Here is a 16,124-nt window from a genome sequence, read left to right on the forward strand (position 1 = left end):
GCATTGAGCCCCTAGATTTCATTCAATGACAGAGGAAATGATCGTGACCAGCATAGCCGAACTTCCCGCCACGACCGGCACCGATGTACCGGAGCTCAACCATTTCGCCGTCAGCCCCGGCCGGCTTCCATTCAACGTTGCCGATCTCTCCCTCGCCGAGTTCGGCCGGAACGAGATCAGGCTGGCCGAGCACGAGATGCCAGGTCTGATGGCGCTGCGCGACGAGTATCGCGGTCAGCGTCCACTCGCCGGCGCAAGGATCATGGGATCGCTGCACATGACCGTGCAAACCGCGGTTCTCATCGAGACTCTCGTCGAGCTTGGTGCCGACGTGCGCTGGGTGTCGTGCAACATTTTCTCGACCCAGGACCACGCCGCCGCGGCCGTGGTCGTCGGAAGGAACGGCACGATCGGCGATCTACAGGGCACTCCGGTGTTCGCATGGAAGGGTGAGTCGCTCGAGGAGTACTGGTGGTGCACCGACCAGGCGCTCGTCTGGCCCGATGGCTCGGGGCCGAATCTGATTCTTGATGATGGCGGCGACGCGACGCTTCTCGTTCACAAGGGGGTGGAGTTCGAGAAAGCTGGACGCGTTCCCGAGTTCGATCCCAGGAAGGATTCCGAGGAATATGAGGTCATACTCAATCTCCTTCGGCGCGAGCTCAAGAAGGATCCGCAGCGCTGGACTCGGATGTCCAAGGATCTACGCGGCGTCTCCGAGGAGACGACGACAGGGGTGCACCGCCTCTATCAAATGATGGAAGCGGGGACACTTCTCTTCCCCGCGATCAACGTCAACGACTCCGTGACCAAGAGCAAGTTCGACAACCTCTATGGCTGCCGTCACTCGCTCACCGACGGAATCCTTCGCGCGTCCGACGTGATGCTGGCCGGCAAGGTCGCTGTGATCTGCGGCTATGGTGACGTCGGCAAGGGTTGCGCGCAGGCTCTGAAAGGCCAGGGCGCGCGCGTAGTGATCACCGAGATCGATCCGATTTGCGCACTGCAGGCGGCGATGGAAGGCTATCAGGTCACGACGCTCGAGGAAGTTGTCGAAACGGCTGACATCTTCGTCACGGCGACCGGCAACAAGGACATCATTACCGCGGCCGACATGGCACGAATGAAGGACAAGGCGATAGTCGGCAACATCGGTCACTTCGACAATGAGATCGACATGGCCGGCCTGAAGAAGGCGCGCGGCGTGAAGCGTATCAACATCAAGCCTCAGTACGACGAGTGGGTGTTCCCCGACGGTCACAGCGTGATGATTCTCGCCGAGGGCCGTTTGCTCAACCTTGGTTGCGCGACTGGTCACCCGAGCTTCGTGATGTCGGCGAGCTTCTCGAATCAGGTGATGGCGCAGATCGAGCTGCACCAGAACGCCGGGAAGTACGAGACGCGGGTGTACACGCTGCCGAAGCATCTCGACGAAAAAGTCGCGCGGCTCCATCTGCCGAAGCTCGGCGTGAGGCTCACGAAGCTGACTCAGGACCAGGCGGATTACCTCGGCGTTCCTGTCGAGGGGCCGTACAAGCCGGAGATGTACCGCTACTAGCGCGCAACGCATGCAAGTCGATTCCGGCCAGAGCCTCAGTCAAACTCTGCGATGAGCAGAACGGGAGAAATGCGCGCAACTCCTCCCGTTGTTGCTATGGCACCGTCCAGACAACGGCTCGCTGCGTGCCGGAATTGACGCTGCTAAACCCAACCACCTGCCTGCTGCCATTGGATTGCGCGTTGTTGACGCCGTAGGCCTCGCTGCGGCTGTCGCCTTTAAGCGGACCGAGGCCACGCATTCCAGTTGTCGTGGACCAGATGAACCCGTGCGTGCTGCGATTCCGCGATGTCAGACTCCAGCCGACCACCTCGTTTGTCGAGTTGAGGGCGAAGGCGGCGCTCACTTGTCCGCCGAGCGTGCCGAGGTCCGTCCTTACGAGATTACCAGGACGCGGCCACAAAACGGCGTGGGCCTGGCATCCTGACGGCGGAGTGCCCAAGCAGGCGCTGCCTGCGATATCCCCGCCGCTATTGCTTGCCCAGGCTCCAGCATACAGGCCGGCCTTCAGCGTGTCGGGGGGATTCCACGACGTGCCGTTGAACGCCCAGCGTACCGCCCACTCTTTGCCTGCGGCATCGTACGCGTGGCCAGATACATTGCCGGCGTCGTCGATGCCGCGGGCATCAGCTGACATTCCGCGCACCAGCGCTGGAAGATCCTCCCGGCACAGGCCCGGTCCCGGTCGCCAAACCACGGCTCTCGTGATCGACCCGTCCCTCCGGTAGCCAGCGACAGTGCCGCCGGAGTTGATCGCCACGGCGGCATCAGGCCCGAAATCAAAGGCGGCGCAGCCGAGGACGACCGACCCTCCTCCGGCAGCGGGCCAGAGCACGGCGCGGTGCGGGTCGCCGCCCCTGCCGACGATGTTTCCGGTTGCGTTGATTGCAGCGGCGCTGCCGTAAAGTCCATCCGGAAGCTGCGCAACCGTCCACGCTCCGCTCTGCAACGTCCACTTGACTGCGTTCCCGGAGCCTGCGGCGTCGATGCTCTGACCCACGATCGTGCCTCCGTCATTGATCCCGTTGGCGCCGGCCGCGCCGCCGAGCGACGGCAGTGCGGTGACGGTGATGGAGGGCGACGCCAGCGGCTTCGCAGCGAGCGGGGTCAAATCCTCGCCGACCTCCGCTGAACGCGTTGGGCTTTCACAAGCCGCGATGAAACAAGCTGCGAGTGCGACAAGCCGAGTGGACTTCATGACTCTTCCTTTGCCGGCGCGCGCGGCGCCGAGTGTACGTCGTCTATCATGACGACGTGGCGACGTGGACGCCGGCCTCATGGCACATCCCACAGTGTAGCGCGATCACCAGTGACGTTTCTCCGGACACCGACTGCCTGATGGTTGTCGTTCACGGCGCTGACCCAGCTATCGGCTACCGACGTCCCAGAGATGACGCGTACCGTCCATCCGTCCGCCTTCGGCTCCCAGATGGTCGGGTGAGGATTGCTCAAGCCTGATTTGTCATTCCCCCACCCGCCAATCCGTCCCGCGTCGCTGAGCGCATATGCCCAGTTTTCCTTCCCGCGCGGGATGGGGGGAAGCTCCATGGCTCCGCTCGCTCTGGTCCACGAGAAGCCACGGCGTCCGCCGGATACTGACATGAAACCACCTATTACTTGCCCGGGCTCGTTAATGGCGTAGGCGTAGCTGCTGCTTGCGTTGGGAACGACCAGCTCTTCCGACGTCCACGCCCCACCGGATTTCGTCCAGAGCAGCGCTCTGCTCGAAGGCTCCGACGTCCATCCGACGACCTGCGCAGCGTTGTTGACGCCCCTGGCTTGGCTGTAAAGAACCCCGAGATACTCCATGACGCCTGCCGACCAGAAGAACGCCGCCGACGGGCCTCCACCACTTATGTAGCTCGTCCCTACTATCGCCCCGTTCTCGCTGATCGCATACGCCTCACTGCGTACGCCGCCGAGCGTCCCGAGGTCGCGCATTCCATCGGTCGCTGTCCAGAGGAAGGCGTGGGTTTCCCCGGAAGCCGTCACGCTGGAGCCCACGACCTGTCCGTTGTCATTGATCGCGTAGGCCCTACTGGAGTTGCCGCCGAGAGTCCCGAGATTCTGCATGCCGCCTACTTTGGTCCACAGGAAGGCCCGGTCCTCACCCGACGGGAGATCACTCCAGCCGACGACTTGGGTGAAGTTGTTGACTCCGAGCGCCTCACTGTCCGCTCCGCCGAGTGTGCCGAGGTCGGTGGCCTGCGTCACTTCGAACAGCTCGATTCCAATACCCTTCTTTCCCAGAAGGGTGATCACGACGACGTCGTACAGGGCGAACGAAGCGTCGCTTTCGATAGTGATGTTTGCGATGAGCTCCGTGGAGCTGACGAAGGTCGTCGAATTCGTCTTCACCTTCGTCACGGTTCCAGTCGTATCCCCGTTCAACGCCCACACTGCGCGCGAGCCTGGCTCGAACCCTGAGCCAAAAACCTGAACGCTCAGTGTGGTGGAGACAGCGGCGGAGGAAGGATTGGTCGATTTTACGGTCGGTCCTCCGCCCGCACCGCCCCGCGCGAGACGGAGATCGATTTTCGGCGCTGTCGGAACAGGATCGGTGCAGGCAAGCACGCAGACGGCGGCAAGCGCCGCGCTACGCCACTTCAATGATCGGTACGTCGAAAAACGTATCATTGCGCCATCCGGTTGATGAGCGTGTGACTTCTGTTGATGTAGTACGGACACCCGCCGGTCTTTGTGCGATCGTCGATTCTCCACAGCGTCGGCGACGGACGAGCGCCAGCAGACAGGAAAGCCTGCGCAGGGGTGGCACATAGGCTTCCCCGTGGAAGGACAGGAAAGTGCCTTTCAAGTGTGGTGGGGACGCGCTAGTCACTTTTTGCGGGCTGTTGACGAATTTCGTCCGCTCCGCCGATCTGGTACGCCGCCCAGTAGTAGGGACTTCCGAAGCGCTTGTCGCGTATGAGTTCCCGCTGCGCCGCGGCCAGTGCCTCAGGAGCGGCCATTCCAATGAGTCTCGAGTAGAAGCGGGCGGCGAATTCCGCGGCGCCGTCATCGCCGATTCGCCAGAGCGTCGCTGCTACCGATGAGGCGCCAGCATAAAGAAATGCCTGGGCCAGCGTGGCGTAATCCTCTCCCGCTGCGGATTGATTCGACTCGATCCCGAGCGCGGTCTCACAGCCGGACAGGAACACCAGTCGGGCGGCAAGACGAAGACCGAGCACCTCGTGTACTTCGAGGCGTCCATCGTCGTCCACGGCACCGGAGCCTCTCGCCATCTCGACCCGCGAGAACATCGGATTGCGCGGATTCATCACGCCGTGCGTGGCGATGTGGACGATCCCGCTCCGCTCTAAAGCGTTTCGCAGCTGACGCTCGGTCGCAGCCGCGCCTACGACGCTCGCTCCTCCGCGAATCGCCCGACTGAACGCGCGTGCTTCGCGCGCGGAGCCAGGCAGCTCGGAAGAGAACGGTGCAAATGCGAGTGGCTGCATCGCGACCGGCATGTCTCGCAACGATGGCGGCTTGCCGCGCAACACGGCAACCGCGGCGGCCGATGGCAGATGAGTCAGCGAGTAGTCCTCTATCAGGTACCGCCCCGCGGGTCCGTCCCTGAGCGCAGCGAAAGGCACATAAGCCAGCGCGCCATGAGGCACGATGATCAGTCTCCGCACATTCCTTAGAAGTCCCGTTCCTTCGGCCGGCCCGATCAGCGCTGAGCGTAGTCCGGCGAGCACGTCACCGCTTGTGCTCGCCGGGGTGGTCCGTTTCCCGAGAACATTTAGCGCGATCCTCACCCTTCGCTCGATGTCGGTTCGGCTGACGCCCTGGGACACGCTGCGGATGCTCGCTTTCGTAACGACGAACACCACCAGACGCTCCGGAGCAAGGAGAAACTCCACCAGCGCTTCGTCGGCGCCGAGTGCGCGCTGCACCTCGGTTGTGCTCACCGTTCTTGTCCCGAGCATCGCGCTGCCTGCCGCATCGCGTTCGGAAACGCGAACCATCAGCGCCTCATAAGACGAGCGCGCCGCTGACAACTCAGCAGTCAGCGAAATGGCCCGCGCGGCAGTTTCCGTGTGGCGCTCGGACGGCGGCGTCTCCTCGATCCCGTCAAGCAGGGAGATCAGAACATCTATGCGCCGGAGAATCGATTCGCCAGCGCCGAGTGCGCGGATAGTCGCGCCACCCGCGCCGCCATCACGACTCGTTGCGGCGGCGTTCTCCAGCAGCGATCGACTCCTTGCCGCGTCGGCAACCTCGAAGGCTTCGGACGTACGGCCCAGCCTTAGAAGAACATCGACAAGATCGGCGTAAGGAACGGACTTGTCGGCCAAGAACGATGTCCGCAGAAGTCCGGACCCGAATTTTCCGCGAACGCGTTCGACTGCGGCGATGGCTCGCCTGCCCTCGACTGCGGCTGAATCGAGCTGCGACAATCCGGCGTAGGCGCGCGCCATCATAGCCGATGCCGCCCACTCGGCGCGGTAACCCCCGGCCGACATGTCGGCTCGTGCGCCACGCAACGTCGCCAATACCTCACGAAAGGTGCCCGCGCGATCGGCGATCACTGCTTTCCCCAACGCCACTTCGGCTCTCGCGGTCCTCGCTCCGAGCGCCTTCGAAATTCGATCGGCGTCCTCAAGCCAGCCTCGCGCCACAGTCACCGATCCACCCGGTGACGAGTCCATGTCGGCGAGCAGAAGAAGATCGCGGATTTCCTGAAGGCGCGCGCCCGTTGAGCGATGGATCTCAAGAGCTGCCTTCGCGTTCGCCCGTGCCAGATCGCTCCGGCCAAGAAGGAGTTGAATCTCCGCCGAGCCGCGCAGGTTGGTGCCGCGCTCGACCTCGAGACCGACCTCGCGATTGATTGAGTTCGCTTCCCGGTAGAGCCGCAGCGCCTGCCTCAACCTTCCCGCCTCCCTGTGGAAGCCGGCGATTAGCTCGAGATTGCTGGCTTCTTCCTGCTTGAGCCCCTGGCGACGCGAGAGAGTCAGAGCGCTGTCCAGAGCGGCGAGCGCAAGGCGAGTCTCACCCATCCGGTCGTAGGCGGAGCCCATCTGTCCGAGAGTGTTCTGCTCTCCGGTGCGGTCGCCCACCGCACGCGACAGCAATCTCGCACGAATCAATCTGGGAATCGCGGAGCCCGGATCGCCTGTCTCGACGTCAAGCATCCCTATGTTCGTGAGCGCGCGTCCCTGAATGAGCGTGTCATTCAACAGCATGCCAGCGCGATAAGCCTCTTCGAATCCCACCCTGGCCCGCGCGAAATCGCCGAACTCGGCATGAACCAGTCCTACATTGTTCGCCGCCTTCGCGAGAGAGACCTGATCGCGGGCTGCACGAGCGACCTCAGTGGCCTTTTGATAAAGCAGAATCGCGTCACTCAATCTTCCCTCATTCCACGCCAGAAGACCCAGCGCGTTGTAGGATTTGAACAGATCTGAGGAAACCCCGTGCTGCTGCTTGAGCGCCAAAGCTCTTTCGCCAAGGGAACGCGACTCGGCGTAATTACCCAGGCGATACGCTGCCAAGCCCAGCCACGTGAGGATCCGCGCTTCACTCGGCGGATCAGCAACCGCGCGCGATTCAGCGAGCGCCAATGTCCAGACAGCACGCGCGCTGTCGATCGCGCCGCTTGAGTACGCCGACTCGCCACGCGCGACCATTGCGCCAAGCTGATTCCGTCGCGCGAGGTCAGAGGCGGTGAGAACCTTTGGTGTTACGGCACCGGCGACGGCGCGTTCACCCTTTGACTCGGAACAGCCGGATAGCACAGTTGCGACGATGACAGCTCCTGCCTGCCATCGAATCATCGTGAGATTCGGAAGCGGTGCGTACCGGTCGAAATTGTCCCACCCTCCGGATCGACCGCATCCACGTTCCATAGGTACTCGCGATTCGCATCGAGAGACACGTCAGCCGGAAGCGAGATGATCGTATCCTGTGTCTCGGCTAACCAGATCAGGCCGCCGCCGGCATCGGTAATCGAGAACCGATAGAGAGCTTCTGATCCGTCAGCCCGCCAGGTGAACACCGGGATACCTGTGACGCTCGCCTGGCCAGAGGGCGACACGATGCCCAGGTTGACGGCGCTGCCGGAACTCGCGCGGTTCGCCGCCCGAGTCGGTTCCTCACGTGCGCGCCATGACGACGAGGTTGGGAAAAACGCAATCGCAGCGGCGGCCGCCACGGCCGTGGGCACGATCCACTGCCATTGTCTCGATCGACCGCTGGCGAGGAGCCGGCGAGCCGACGAAATCTCGGTGCGACAGGTGCGACACTCAGCGATGTGCGCTTCGAGTGCGTGCCGGGCATCGGCCGCCAGACCGTTACCCAAATAGGCGGCGACCTCTTCACTTGACGGGTGCTCGGCCATCGCGTCTCCGTTGCCAGGCGAATTCACATCACTCACGATGTGAAACGGAAGGAGCTGGATCCGTGTGCGGTAGATTCTCCGCTGGACGATTCACGGAGCACCACTCGAAACGCCGTTTCGCCTGAGCGCGACCCTCAGCGTTGTAAGGACTTCGTCCAGTCTCCTATAGGCATGCCACCTCGACGGCATCTCGAGACTTCTGGCGACTTCCGGCATGCTGCAGCCATCCTCGAACCGAAGTCTGATAAGAAGGCGATCTCTCGGCTCCAGCGACGCGAGCGCCATCCCCAGCACCGCGTGCATCTGATCGGTGCGAAGTGCGTGCTCCACATCGAAGCCGTGATCATCCACCAGGTAGTCAAGATCTACCTTCGCGCTGATCAGATCGACCAGACGACGCCGTGCTGCTAGGTCGTCGTCCGAATGTGAGCCGTCGCCGTTATTGCGGCGACGCCCATAAATGTGTCGGTGATGATCTCTGCAAAGGCGCTGCGTCACCACGAGAAGCCATGTCGAGAATTCGCTGCGGCCGTCGGCAACGAAGGTGCGCAATCGCCTGAAATCGTCAGCGCGGAGTTGCTCGACGACGTATGCGTAGTGATCCATCGCGCGGTCGGGGTCGTCGCAGACGGAGCGAGCGACATGAAGAATCAACCGGCTGTAGCCCTGCAGAAACTCGGCCCAGTCGGCGTCTAGCGCGGCCGGGTCATTCGACTCCAGCAATCGGTGTAACGCTTCCGTCCGAGCATCGGCCATGCTGGGGAGACCCGCACAGGTTTCTTGCCCTGTTCATACGCAGACCGGCAGCCACGAACATAGGGTTGGGGTGATCGATCCGCAAACTGAAATCGCGAACGCGCACAAACTCAGTCCGCATTCCGTAACACAAAAGAACACACCGGCATCACGCAACAGGAGGCCGGTTGTCAAAGCCATCGTTAGCTCGTGCGCGACGATCACTTCCTTCATATCGTGGCCGAGGTGGCGAACCACCATGGAACGCGTTCCTGAGCGGAGATTGCGCAGAACGAAGCGCTCGTCATTGCCGGACAACATGTACACGCTTTCCACTGAGACACGCGCCCGCGTGAGCAGCGTACCGGCCGGAATAAGCGCGTCGCGACGAAAGTCTCTCGTTGAGTAAGGAGTCTTCAAAGAATCAAGTGTCAGCGTATTCCAAGCTTGGGCCTCGTCCAGACCGCAACCGTCATGTCACAGTCGGTGAGGCCGCGCACGAACGAGCTGGGTACAAACGCACCAGCACAGACTTCGATTGCCCCCCACCTCGGAAACCATGATGAAATCCTCGATTCCGCCCACGCCGGTTTCCACGTTTATGTTGTCGAGCCACGGCATACCGTCGACGAAATAGTTAATGCACCCGGTGCCCCAGGCGTGCGGCCGCCCGACCAGTTTCGCGCGACCGTAGCGATCGTAGGCGCGTCGCAGCATCGGGACGGAGCTGAAAGTTCGAAAAACTGAACCGCGCGCAGGTCCTTGATTTTCTCGGGCCCGATGAAGGCGCCCATTCCGGCCTTTTTTCGTCGCGAGAATCCGACGCGATCGAGCCCGGCATCGAGGCGCATCGCGGTCACGACGACTGTGTCGAGCGTCGGAACGAAGTTCGCGAGTCGCACTGTAAAGTCCTCAGGACTCTCTGAGCTGACGTCTAGAGGAATCTCCGTCGGCTCAAAACCGACGCGGCGAACATTGACCGTGCGCGTGCCCGGCCGCACACCGCGAAGGGCAAAGCGAGGAAGAATTTGATCACACGCCCGAAGAAAGAAGTCATCGTCAGCGGGTTTCGCATACGGCGGAAAATGTACTATCCGGACCGGTAGCCGCACGCGCAACTGGCCGGTGCAATTCACCGGCGCGAGCACACACCGCGGCAAGGGTCGGGGCTGCGCCTTTCCAGCCTATTACGACGTCGTTCGGAAGAAGCGCGTAGCGTCGCTCGAGCTCGGCGCGGTACCACTGCGCTGGAAGCAGTGGGATAACGACAACGGTGACGTCGCGCCTTAGTCCTTCGACTTCCTGCATGTACCAGACGGGATATGTCTCGTTGTCACCGCGGGCGAAAATCACCGCGCCTTTCGGAGCGGAGGTAAGAATTCGCGTCGCGGCGAGTCGCGCCTCAGATGCAACCGGCTCGCTGCGACGATTGACCGCGTTCCAGTTGAGGAACACCGGAAGGATCGCCACCAGCGCCCCGAGCGGGGCGAGTCGCGTCGTTACCGTGGCGCCTCGCATCAGCCGCACCGCTCCATAGCCGGCCCACATCCCCCAGCATATGAATGCCGGGGCAAAGAAATAATCTCTTTCCCGAGCCTCGTGAGGCGCGTTTGTCGGCAGAAATCCCGCGCCGTACGAGGGACCGGCCTTCAGATTCAGATAGATGATGACGCCGATTGTCGAGGTCGCGAAGAGTATCCACATCGCTCGCCAGCTGCGCCGGTCTGTTTTCCGGTGCTTCATGCACCCGACAACCCCGAGCACGGAGAAAAGAAACGTCATTGCCGTCCGTGCCAGGGACGGAGGCGGGTCCGGCGCGAGACTCAGGGCAGCCTGCCAGTCCCAGTACTCGACAAAATTTCCGAGCTGGATGAAAAGCGGCGCCTGCCTTGGCCAGAGCGGCGCGACCGAGTACTGCCGCCGCAGCACGACGTCGGCGAACGCAGTAAGCGTTGACGGATTCCCCTGATTCAGCGAGGGGTCATGCGGGGCGCGCACCAGCATGAACAACACGGCGGACGCGCCCAGCAGAGCCAGCACTATCAGGAGCGGCGACGCGCGCAGGAAATCGCGCAGCGGTCGCTTGGCCAGCGCGAGGTAAAGCGCCGCGGGCAGCGGAACCAGTGCCGTCAGGTGAAGCGCCCACGCGAGCCCGGTAACGTACGCGCCGAGGAAGAGCCAGCGCCGCTGTGACGTCTCCCCCGCCTCGTTGCCGATCCACAGGAGAATACAGCCTCCCAGCAGAGCTACGGCGTAAACCTCGGTCTCATTCGCGTTGAGCCATACGGTCGACATCGCACCCGCACACACCGCCCCGGCAAACGCGACAAGCCGGTCACCAGTCCATCGCACGAAAAGATTCGCGAGCAGAGCGAACGCAGCTGCCGTGCAGACAGCGGACAGCATGTTGACGGAATACGCGAACCCGAAGAGCGGCGCCCAGACCTTAGCCCAGACATTCGCGATCAGGACGTAAAGCGGTGTGCCGGGAGGATGAGGAATACCGAGCGAATGAATTGCGGAGAGAAACTCGCCTGAATCCCAAAGCGTGACACTCGGGGCGAGCGTCGCGAGGTAAACCGCGAGGAGCGTCGCTCCGGTCGCGAGCTCGGCTTTATGCCTCCGAATCTTCTTCAGGCTTCTCTGCATCTCGCGCACGGCCCCTTGCACTCGTTGCCGCTCACTATCCGTGAGCTTGCACGGGCGAAATGAGAGATCAGCTGTGGTCGCTCTTGATGATCGACCATGCCACATCGAGCGCGCGGCGGTGCGCGCGCACATCATGCACGCGAAAGAGCATCGCACCCCGGGTCAGCGCGACAATACTCGCGCCTACCGTGCCCGCGTCGCGCTCGGCGATTGAAAACTCGGCCGGATCCACAGGTTCGCCGGCTCCCTTCATAGCAGCCAAACCCTCGGCCATCCCCTCCTTCACGAATCGCTTCCTCGATGTGCCCACCATGACCGGGTACCCGCACTCCGCGAGAACATCCAGTCCTAGCAGCACCGCGCGTGAGTGCTCTGTGCGCTTTGAAAAGCCAAGCCCCGGGTCGAGCACGATGCGCTCCCGCGCGACCCCGATCGACTCGGCGTATTTCGCCCGCGACGCCAGCTCTCCAATTATCGTCGCGACGGGATCGTCTCCGTAGTCCGCGTGGTCGTAGCTGGCCATCTCCGAGACGTCGCCCCGCGAGTGCATCAGAATCACGGCGCAGTCGCTCCACCGGACAACTCGCCCCATCATCGGATCGAGCCGGAGGGCCGATACGTCGTTCACCATCGTTGCGCCGACCCTGAGCGCGGCCGCAGCCACCTCCGCCTTGTTCGTGTCGACCGAGATTGGAAGGTCAGGCCAGCGCTCGCGCACCGCTACAACGACCGGAACCACGCGCCTGATCTCTTCTTCCGGCTCGACTGCAGTCGCGCCGGGCCTCGTTGATTCGCCGCCGATCTCGAGGGCATCCGCGCCATCGGCAACCAACCGCCTCGCATGCGCCACGGCGTTCGCGGGCGAAAAAAAATTACCCCCGTCGGTGAAGCTGTCGGGGGTAACGTTGATGATGCCGATTACAATTGGGTGATCGAGAACGATTTCATTCGAGCCGGCGCGCAGCCGGCGCGGCTCCTTCACCGCGCCGTGCTGCTCGCCAATTCCCGTCACGCAGGAGCGACCTCCGGTCCACCGAAGAGCGGGGGCTTGGCCGGCTTCGGCTGCGCCGGCGACGATTCCTTCACTGCGGCCGGCGGAAGCGGAGGCGGTGCCGGCCGCGGGGCGAGCGTTTCGCCGCGCGCCAGCTGTTGCACCTCGTCGCCGGTAAGTGTTTCACGATCGAGAAGTGCCGCAGCCACGGTGTGCAGCAGTGCAAGGTTCTCGGTCAGCGTTTCCTTTGCGCGCGCGTACGCTTCCTTGATCACGCGCGTCACTTCCGAATCCACGAGCTGGGCAGTGCGCTCAGAGACTTCACGTCTCGTCTGAAGCTCGCGTCCCAGGAAGAGCTCCTGCTCGTTGTCGCCAACCAGTATCGGGCCGATCGCGTCCGACAATCCCCACTGGCTCACATACCGTCGCGCCAGTCCCGTGGCCTGCTGGATGTCGCTCGACGCGCCCGTCGTCACCCGTTCGTGACCGAACACCAGCTCCTCGGCAACCCTCCCGCCGTACATGCGCACCAGCATCGCTTCGAGCTGTTCCCGGGTGATCGACAGACGGTCATCCTCCGGCAGAGTGAAAGCGAGACCCATCGCGCGACCGCGGGGAACAATCGTGACCTTGTGGAGCGGGTCGTTGCCCTTTGTCTTGATCGTGCACACAGCGTGCCCACCTTCGTGATAGGCGGTGAGCTTGCGCTCCTGCTCGCTCATCACCATGGACTTCCGCTCGACGCCAAGCATGACTTTATCCTTCGCGTCCTCGAGGTCTACCATATAGACCTTATCGTGATTCCGGCGAGCAGCGAGCAGCGCGCCTTCGTTCACGAGATTGGCCAGGTCCGCACCGGACATGCCCGGAGTTCCACGGGCAAGTGTCGTGATGTTGACGTCGTCCGCCATCGGCTTGTTGCGCGTGTGGACCTTGAGAATGCCCTCGCGTCCGCGCAGGTCGGGAGCGTCGACGACAATCTGACGGTCGAACCGGCCCGGCCTCAGGAGCGCGGGATCGAGAACGTCGGGACGGTTCGTCGCCGCGATGAGAATGACACCGTCATTCGACTCGAACCCGTCCATCTCCACGAGAAGCTGATTGAGCGTCTGCTCACGTTCGTCGTGTCCGCCGCCAAGCCCCGCGCCGCGGTGGCGGCCGACGGCGTCGATCTCGTCGATGAAGATGATGCACGGCGCATGCGCCTTGCCCTGCTCGAATAGATCACGCACTCGAGACGCGCCGACCCCTACGAACATCTCGACGAAATCGGAACCGGACATGGAGAAGAACGGACGGCCAGCCTCGCCGGCTACCGCGCGAGCAAGGAGCGTCTTCCCTGTGCCTGGAGAACCGACAAGAAGCGCGCCTTTGGGAAGGCGTCCGCCGAGCTTGGTGAACTTCTGAGGATCCTTCAGGAACTCGATGATCTCTTCGAGCTCGACCTTTGCTTCATCTGCTCCGGCGACGTCGGCGAAAGTGACCTTGGGCGAATCAGCGGTGAGCAGTTTCGCCTTCGACTTGCCGAACGAGAAAGCCTTCGCGCCGCCCGACTGCATCTGGCGGAGGATGAGCATCCACGCGCCGAAGATTATTATGTAGGGCAGAATCATGAAGATCACGCTGCCGAACGAGGTGCTTTCGCGTTCGGCGCGAATCTGCACTCCCTTCTCCTGCAATCGTGTCACCTCACGATCGGAATCCTTGATCGGAAGGAGAACGGTGAAGCGGGACGCCGGCCTGTTGTTGATCTGTACACGAGTCCGGAACTCACCCGTGACGAGCTTCCCTTCCTGCATGGTGACGGCGGCAACGTTGCCTCGCTCGACCTCCTGATTGTACTGGGTATAGGAGATCTGCGGTGCGGCTTCCTTCGCGCCCGACATGTATGTGAACAGAGTTCCGGCGAGCAGGACGAGCAGCACCCAGAATGAGAGCTGCTTCGAGGCCTTGCCCCATTTTCCCGGAGCCTTTGGTTTCTGTGACATTGTTGGTAGTGGCATTACTGCAAACTCGCTATGTACGGCAAATGGCGGAAATTTTCCGCGTGATCCAATCCATACCCCACAAGGAACTCGTTGGGTGCATCAAATCCGACGAATCTGGTCTCGTAGTGCAACTCGTCGGCGATCCGTTTGTGTAAAAGAGCGCAAATTCCGAGCGAGCGCGGCGAGCGCTCCTCGAGGAGCGCCATAAGCTTGTTGAGCGTGCGGCCGGAGTCGACGATGTCCTCCACGAGCAGGATCTGCTTTCCCTCAAGACGCGTCTCGGGATCGTAAAGCAATCTCACAGTACCGCTGGAGACCGTTGCGTCCCCGTAGCTCGCCGCAACGAGGAAATCCACCTGCAGGGGCCGCGTGATCTGTCGTACGAGGTCGCTCAGAAAGATAAAGCTCCCCTTGAGCAATCCGAGAACGAGAAGCTCGCCGTCCGGGTAGGCGGCAGTGATTTCGGCGCCCAGCTCCGCGACGCGTCCAGCGATTGTCTCTTCGTCGAATGCAATTCGTTTGACGGTGCGGCCGGAAAGGCGTGGGTCGGCGACAGCGCTCGTCACATCCGCTCCAGCTGCTCGACACTGAGTGGCGGGAGCAGCACAAGTCTCGACGCGCGCGTTGCTTCCACCCGTCGCCAGTCCCATCTGCGAAGCAGCAAGTGATCGCGAAACATTCGGACTTCGACCCCTCCAGAGAGCTGAATCGAGCCGCCGGTCACACCTTTCGTTGTAAACTCGGCAAGACGGTGGGTTCCTCGACGATCCATCACCACATTGGCCCTCGCCGCGATGGTCGGCCAGAGCGCGCGAAGAGATTCAGCATCATATCCCCGCAGGTCGGCCCTCGCAATGCGAAGAGAGCCGTCCTCTCCCTGCCGCACGTCGATTTCGTCGGCAATCTCAGCCATCCGCGCGCGCCACTCGGCGGAACGTTTCGCGATCGACAGAAGCTGCTTCGGAAATCGGGGATGGAGCTTCGAGATGGCGGGAAGCAAATCGTGACGCACGCGATTTCGAAGATGCGACCGCGCGGCGTTCGTCGGGTCCTCGACGTACGGGACGCCATGCAGCTCCGAATAGCGCGCAATGTCGGAGCGGCGGAGATGGAGGAATGGGCGAATGACCTCGGAGTCCGCGAACAGCGCCGCGAGTCCGCGCGGGCCGGCATCTCTCAGAATGCGGATGAATACTGTCTCGATCTGATCGTCCAGCGTGTGAGCGGTTGCGATCGGAGCCCGAAATTGGGATGCCTTCCCTCTGAGGAACGCCCAGCGGGCCATTCGCCACTCGTGCTCCGTGGTGGCGGATGCCTGCGTCCTCGCCGTTGTGAACGCCAGGCCAAGGTCTCTGGCGCGGCGGCGGACAACCTCCACTGCCCGCCTGGCCGGCGCACCGGTTCCATGATCGAAACTGGCGACGAGAAGCGTCGGCCGTTTCGCCTTTGGAAGGGACGCGGCAGCGTGCAGCAGCACCATCGAGTCGATGCCGCCGGATACGGCCAACAGCACGCGGCGGAGCCCGGTGAATTCCGCTCCGACCGCATGCATGACTTCATCTCCTTCATGCCGGCGACCTGCCATGGTATTTTAATCTAAACCGCCGCTTCGGAGTGATGAATGGAAACGCACGGTCCGCTTGGAACTTTGTGGGTGTCGTTTGGGCTTATCGGGTTCTACCTTGCCCTGATATGGCTCAATACCCTCCTTGGAATATTCCTCACTCCTCTCTTCCTTATCCCCGGCACTTGGCTGATGGATTGGGTCGAAAAGAGGAAGCGCGCTCGGGACGGCACGGCTACCACGAACGACGCGTTGACCGCTGACCGCTGACGGCTCCCCGGTCCCCGGCACCCGTC

The 16,124-nt window shown here is 62.4% G+C and carries 14 protein-coding genes; 2 read left to right on the forward strand and 12 right to left on the reverse strand.

What is annotated here, in order from left to right:
- Positions 1-43 precede the first annotated feature (43 nt).
- Positions 44-1,558 carry an adenosylhomocysteinase gene (gene ahcY, locus VES88_13880; GenBank protein HYN82579.1) on the forward strand — a complete coding sequence of 505 codons (1,515 nt, stop codon included), beginning with the start codon at positions 44-46 and terminating at the stop codon, positions 1,556-1,558.
- A 94-nt stretch (positions 1,559-1,652) separates the two neighbouring features.
- On the opposite strand, the gene VES88_13885 is transcribed toward ahcY, so the two are convergent.
- The 12 genes from VES88_13885 to tilS form a co-directional block, all read right to left on the reverse strand.
- Complete coding sequence (locus VES88_13885) at positions 1,653-2,669, reverse strand: hypothetical protein (protein HYN82580.1); 1,017 nt, start codon at positions 2,667-2,669, stop codon at positions 1,653-1,655.
- Positions 2,670-2,833: 164 nt separating this feature from the next.
- Entirely contained in the window at positions 2,834-4,195 is a 1,362-nt protein-coding gene (locus tag VES88_13890; GenBank protein HYN82581.1) for a hypothetical protein, read from the reverse strand.
- 194 nt (positions 4,196-4,389) lie between these two features.
- On the reverse strand, positions 4,390-7,338 hold the full coding sequence (locus VES88_13895; protein ID HYN82582.1) for a CHAT domain-containing tetratricopeptide repeat protein: 2,949 nt from the start codon (positions 7,336-7,338) through the stop codon (positions 4,390-4,392).
- On the reverse strand, positions 7,335-7,901 hold the full coding sequence (locus VES88_13900) for a zf-HC2 domain-containing protein (protein ID HYN82583.1): 567 nt from the start codon (positions 7,899-7,901) through the stop codon (positions 7,335-7,337). Before VES88_13900 ends, VES88_13895 begins: the two co-directional genes overlap by 4 nt.
- A gap of 90 nt (positions 7,902-7,991) precedes the next feature.
- Positions 7,992-8,624 carry a sigma-70 family RNA polymerase sigma factor gene (locus VES88_13905; GenBank protein HYN82584.1) on the reverse strand — a complete coding sequence of 211 codons (633 nt, stop codon included), beginning with the start codon at positions 8,622-8,624 and terminating at the stop codon, positions 7,992-7,994.
- A 66-nt stretch (positions 8,625-8,690) separates the two neighbouring features.
- Positions 8,691-8,972 (reverse strand): hypothetical protein, encoded by a 282-nt coding sequence (locus VES88_13910; GenBank protein ID HYN82585.1) that lies wholly within the window; start codon positions 8,970-8,972, stop codon positions 8,691-8,693.
- 263 nt (positions 8,973-9,235) lie between these two features.
- A complete protein-coding gene (locus VES88_13915; protein HYN82586.1) occupies positions 9,236-9,538 on the reverse strand; it encodes a hypothetical protein in 303 nt (100 codons plus the stop codon).
- Between the two features lie 157 nt (positions 9,539-9,695).
- Positions 9,696-11,285 carry a DUF2723 domain-containing protein gene (locus tag VES88_13920; protein HYN82587.1) on the reverse strand — a complete coding sequence of 530 codons (1,590 nt, stop codon included), beginning with the start codon at positions 11,283-11,285 and terminating at the stop codon, positions 9,696-9,698.
- A gap of 67 nt (positions 11,286-11,352) precedes the next feature.
- Positions 11,353-12,297: a dihydropteroate synthase gene (folP, locus tag VES88_13925; protein ID HYN82588.1), complete on the reverse strand. Its 945-nt coding sequence runs from the start codon at positions 12,295-12,297 to the stop codon at positions 11,353-11,355.
- A complete protein-coding gene (gene ftsH, locus VES88_13930; protein HYN82589.1) occupies positions 12,294-14,264 on the reverse strand; it encodes an ATP-dependent zinc metalloprotease FtsH in 1,971 nt (656 codons plus the stop codon). The genes folP and ftsH overlap by 4 nt, the downstream gene beginning before the upstream one ends.
- A gap of 14 nt (positions 14,265-14,278) precedes the next feature.
- The gene (gene hpt, locus VES88_13935; protein ID HYN82590.1) at positions 14,279-14,830 is read right to left on the reverse strand and encodes a hypoxanthine phosphoribosyltransferase; all 552 of its coding nucleotides are present in this window, start codon (positions 14,828-14,830) and stop codon (positions 14,279-14,281) included.
- Entirely contained in the window at positions 14,827-15,816 is a 990-nt protein-coding gene (gene tilS, locus VES88_13940) for a tRNA lysidine(34) synthetase TilS (protein ID HYN82591.1), read from the reverse strand. The genes hpt and tilS overlap by 4 nt, the downstream gene beginning before the upstream one ends.
- Before the next feature lie 69 nt (positions 15,817-15,885).
- On the opposite strand from tilS, the gene VES88_13945 reads away from it, so the two are divergent.
- The gene (locus VES88_13945) at positions 15,886-16,098 is read left to right on the forward strand and encodes a hypothetical protein (GenBank protein ID HYN82592.1); all 213 of its coding nucleotides are present in this window, start codon (positions 15,886-15,888) and stop codon (positions 16,096-16,098) included.
- The last annotated feature ends 26 nt before the right edge of the window (positions 16,099-16,124 follow it).

The sequence above is a fragment of the Gemmatimonadaceae bacterium genome, assembly GCA_035633115.1.
Taxonomy (GTDB): Bacteria; Gemmatimonadota; Gemmatimonadetes; order Gemmatimonadales; family Gemmatimonadaceae; genus UBA4720.

Excerpts from the sequence above, each read along its gene's own strand:
- tilS (HYN82591.1), bottom strand. The coding sequence starts at position 15,816 with ATGCATGCGGTCGGAGCGGAATTCACCGGGCTCCGCCGCGTGCTGTTG.
- VES88_13895 (HYN82582.1), bottom strand. The coding sequence starts at position 7,338 with ATGATTCGATGGCAGGCAGGAGCTGTCATCGTCGCAACTGTGCTATCC.
- VES88_13920 (HYN82587.1), bottom strand. The coding sequence starts at position 11,285 with ATGCAGAGAAGCCTGAAGAAGATTCGGAGGCATAAAGCCGAGCTCGCG.
- VES88_13900 (HYN82583.1), bottom strand. The coding sequence starts at position 7,901 with ATGGCCGAGCACCCGTCAAGTGAAGAGGTCGCCGCCTATTTGGGTAAC.
- ftsH (HYN82589.1), bottom strand. The coding sequence starts at position 14,264 with ATGTCACAGAAACCAAAGGCTCCGGGAAAATGGGGCAAGGCCTCGAAG.
- VES88_13890 (HYN82581.1), bottom strand. The coding sequence starts at position 4,195 with ATGATACGTTTTTCGACGTACCGATCATTGAAGTGGCGTAGCGCGGCG.
- VES88_13945 (HYN82592.1), top strand. The coding sequence starts at position 15,886 with ATGGAAACGCACGGTCCGCTTGGAACTTTGTGGGTGTCGTTTGGGCTT.